General features: G+C 68.0%; 3 protein-coding genes. All 3 read right to left on the bottom strand.

Annotated elements, in window-relative coordinates; translation table 11 throughout:
• Positions 1-145: 145 nt before the first annotated feature.
• From EHS43_RS39595 to EHS43_RS39585, 3 genes are read right to left on the bottom strand one after another with little or no spacing between them, the layout of a single operon-like run.
• A complete protein-coding gene (locus EHS43_RS39595; protein WP_125195402.1) occupies positions 146-979 on the bottom strand; it encodes a carbohydrate ABC transporter permease in 834 nt (277 codons plus the stop codon).
• Positions 976-1,974, bottom strand: a complete 999-nt coding sequence (locus tag EHS43_RS39590; RefSeq protein ID WP_125195401.1) for a carbohydrate ABC transporter permease — start codon at positions 1,972-1,974, stop codon at positions 976-978. Before EHS43_RS39590 ends, EHS43_RS39595 begins: the two co-directional genes overlap by 4 nt.
• 6 nt (positions 1,975-1,980) lie before the next feature.
• Entirely contained in the window at positions 1,981-3,276 is a 1,296-nt protein-coding gene (locus EHS43_RS39585) for an extracellular solute-binding protein (protein WP_125195400.1), read from the bottom strand.
• Positions 3,277-3,893: the final 617 nt, after the last annotated feature.

Below are 3,893 nucleotides of genomic sequence, written 5' to 3'. Positions count from 1 at the left end.
GCCGTGGGCCTGGGCGGGGGCGCCGAGCCCGGTGACCACCAGGGCCGCGGCCAGGACTCCGACGAGTCTGAGACGTTTTCTGCGCATGGGGCGACTCCTCACGTGCGGGGGTGGGTGAGCCGTACTTTCTCTGCGGACGCCGGTGTCAGCCCTTCGTGGCACCGGCCGTGAGGCCGCCGACGAGCTGACGCTCGGCGACCGAGTAGAAGGCGAGGGCGGGAACCATCGCCAGGACGAGATAGGCGAAGACCCGGGCGTACTCCGCGGAGTACTGCCCCTGGAACTGCTGCACCCCGACGGGCAGCGTCCACCACGTGTTGTCGGTGAACACCAGCAGCGGCAGCATGAAGTTGTTCCAGCTGGTGACGAGGGCGAGCACCGAGACCGTGCCGAGCGCGGGCCGCGCCATCGGCAGCAGCACCCGCCAGAAGAAGCCGAAGGAGCTGCACCCGTCGAGGGTGGCCGCCTCCTCCAGCTCGCCGGGGATCTCCCGGAAGAAGGCCCGCAGGATGATGATCGTCATCGGCAGGCCGAAGGCGGCCTGCGGCAGGATGACGCCCAGCGGGTTGTCCAGCAGCCCGAGCGAGCGCAGCAGCAGGAACAGCGGGAGCACCGCCACCGCGAAGGGGAACATCAGCCCCATCGTGAAGAGGGTGAACAGCGCCTCCCGCCCGCGGAAGGCGAACCGGGCGAAGGAGAACGCGGCGAGCGCGGACAGGGCGACCACCAACACCGTCGTACCGACCGCGATGAGCGTGCTGCTGCCGAGCAGCCGCCAGAAGTCGCCGCCGCCGAGGATGTCCGTGTAGTTGCTGGTCAGCCAGTGCTCGGGCAGACCGAAGGGGTTGCTGGAGAGCTCGTCGGTGGACTTGAACCCGGACAGGACGGCGTACACCAGCGGTACGACCATCACCGCGCCGACGGACACGAGGATCACGTGCAGCGGCAGGGTCCGAACGCCCCTTGTACGGCTGGTCACTTGCCGTCCCCCCTCATCGTCGTGGTGGCCCCTTCGAGGTCGCGGCGGAGCACGAACCGCTGGTAGGCGAGGGCGAAGACGAGGCAGATGCCGAACATGACCACGGTGATCGCGCTGGCGTAGCCGATCTGGTAGCGCTTGAAGCCGTACTGGAACATGGTCACGGCCATCGTCTCGGAGTGGTGGTCGGGCCCGCCCTGGGTGATCACCCAGACCAGGTCGAAGAGCTGGATGGCTCCGATGACGGACAGGAAGACGCTGATGCGCAGGGTGGGCGCGAGCAGCGGCAGGGTGACGTTGCGGAACCGCTGCCAGGCACTGGCGCCGTCGATGAGCGCCGCCTCGGTCAACTCCCGCGGAATCGACTGGAGTCCGGCCAGGTAGAGCATCATGTGGAAGCCGAAGTACTTCCAGGTCATGACGAGGAAGAGCGTCGCCATGACGTACGACGGGTCGGCGAACCACAGCCCGCCCAGGCCGTCGAGCCCGACCGCGCCGAGCACGTGGTCCGCGAGTCCGTCGTCCGGGGCGAAGACCATGCTGAAGAGCACGCCCGTGATGGCCTCGGACAGGACGTAGGGCGCGAAGAACAGCATCCGGTAGACGGCCCGGCCGCGCAGCCTCTGGTTGAGCAGGACCGCCATGGCGAGCGCGAACGGCAGCTGGAGCGCGAGGGAGAGCACGACCAGGAGCAGGCAGCGCCACAGGTCGCCGAGGAAGACCGGGTTGTCGAACAGGTCGGTGAAGTTGTCCGTGCCGACGTAGTCGGAGGGCATGCCGAAGCCGCCCCAGCGGAAGAAGGCCGCGTACAGCGCGAACAGCATCGGCAGCAGGACCATGCCGATGAACAGCACCAGGGCGGGCAGCTGGAAGCTCACGGCGGTGAGCCAGTGCACTACGCGCCGGCGTCCCCGCCCCCGGACCCTGACTGATTCCGGGGGCGGGAGATCGGTGCCCGGACCGCTCCGCTTGTCTGCGAGGAACGTGGAGGTCATCGCGGGCTACTGCTCTTCCTTCGCCGTCTGCGTGATCGACTGGGCAACCTGCTCGGGGGACTTGGAGCCGGCGATCAGCGCGGCCACGCTGTCGTTGACCTCCTGGCCGACGGCGGGCGCGTACGCCTGGTCGAGGTAGAGCTGGAAGCCGGTCGCGGCCTTCAACTGGGCTTGGACGAGCTTGAGGTTGGGGTCCGTCATGGCCTTCTCCGCGTTCGGGAGCACGGGAAGGATGCTGGTCTTCTTGACCAGTTCCAGTTCGGTGGCCTCGGAGGCGAAGAACTTCAGGAAGTCGACGGCTGCCTGCGGGGCACCCCGGCGCAGCGCGTGTCCGCCGCCACCGCCGAACACCTCGGTGATGGCGCCCTTGCCGCCCTCGACCGCTGGGAACGGGAAGAAGCCGAGGTCGTCGCCGAGCCCCTTGCCGGAGTCGGCCTGCACGGACGGGGCCCACTGGCCCATGAGCTCCATGGCCGCCTTGCCGTTGCCGACGGCGGCCGCCTGGCCGGTGGGGGTGGAGTAGGCGGCGTTGAGGAAGCCCTTCTGGAAGGGCTGGAGGTCCACGAGTTCCTTGAGGTGCCGGCCGGCCTCGACGAACCCGGCACCGGTGAAGTCCTTGTCCTCGCTGGCCTTCTGGAGGGCGGCGATGCCGGCGGTCCGCATCGCGAGGTAGGCCCAGTAGTACATGCCGGGCCACTTCTCCTTGCCGGCGAGCGCGATGGGCGTGATGTTCTTCGCCTTCAGCTTGCTCACGGCCTCCAGGAAACCGCCCCAGGTGGTGGGGGGTTCGCTGACACCGGCCTGCTTGAAGAGCTTCTTGTTGTACCAGAAGCCGATCATGCCCATGTCGAACGGAATGCCGTAGACCTTGTCGTCGAGGATGTACGGCTCCTTGGTGACCTTCAGCAGTCCGTCGGCCCACGGCTTGGTCCGGTCGGTCAGGTCCTCGACGAGGCCCGCGTCGACCTGCTGCTTGAGAACGCCACCGCCCCAGGTGTGGAAGATGTCGGGGAGCTTCCCGGAGGCGGTCAGCGCCGTCATCTTCGACTTGTAGGCGTCGTTCTCCAGCTGAACGATCTTTATCTTCACCTTGGGGTTCTGCGCCTCGAACTTCTTGGCGAGGCCGGCCCAGACACTCTTCGCCGGCTCGGTGGTGGAGATGTTCCACCACTCCACCGTGGTCGTCCCGTCGGACGATCCTCCGTCCGAGTCGCCGCCACATCCGGTCAGTGCCGTCATGCCCAGACCGGCCGCGGCGGACGCCGCCAGAAAACCACGGCGGGACAGTGCCGGGTCGCCCATGTTGCGCTCCTTGGGTACGGGACGGAGCCGTCCTTGTCCGTCCTGCGGTTCCGAAAGTTTCGGGATTGATCCAGAAAGCTTCGCTGCTGCCGCACCCTAGAGACAGCTGCCAAACGGTGGCAACCCCTTGTGCACGGGGAATGTTCGGGGATTGTTCGGGGACGGAGCCCGCAACTCGTCCCGAGGGGACCCGCCTCGGGCGACCCGGACCGTCCGCGGTGCGCAGGTGCGACGTGCGGCACCGCAGCGAGGCGCCCTGCGGAACTCCCGACGGCGACAGGACGTCGAGGCACGAGCGCCTCGTGACGACCGCTCCACGCCGGGCACGGACCGGGTGTAGGACTGAAGGAAGTCGCTCCGCCCGTACGGCAGTTGCCCCGGACCGGATCAGCCCGCAGCACACCGGTCCCGGGAGGAGGAAAGGCGGTAACCTCCGATGGCCACGTCACCCGGCATCCACCCTCGCCGGACGTCTCCGAGCAGCCGAAACATTCGGCATTGCTGGCGAACCTTACGAAGATGATCGAGGGCGCGCCGCACCGTACGTACCGCGGCGGCCGCTCACGAGTTCGCCGCTCTGGGCGTGAGCCTCCGCTCGCCCCCCATCCCTCGATGCC

The organism is Streptomyces sp. RP5T, assembly GCF_003933965.1.
Lineage (GTDB): Bacteria > Actinomycetota > Actinomycetes > Streptomycetales > Streptomycetaceae > Streptomyces.
This window is presented reverse-complemented; position numbering and strand designations above follow the sequence as displayed.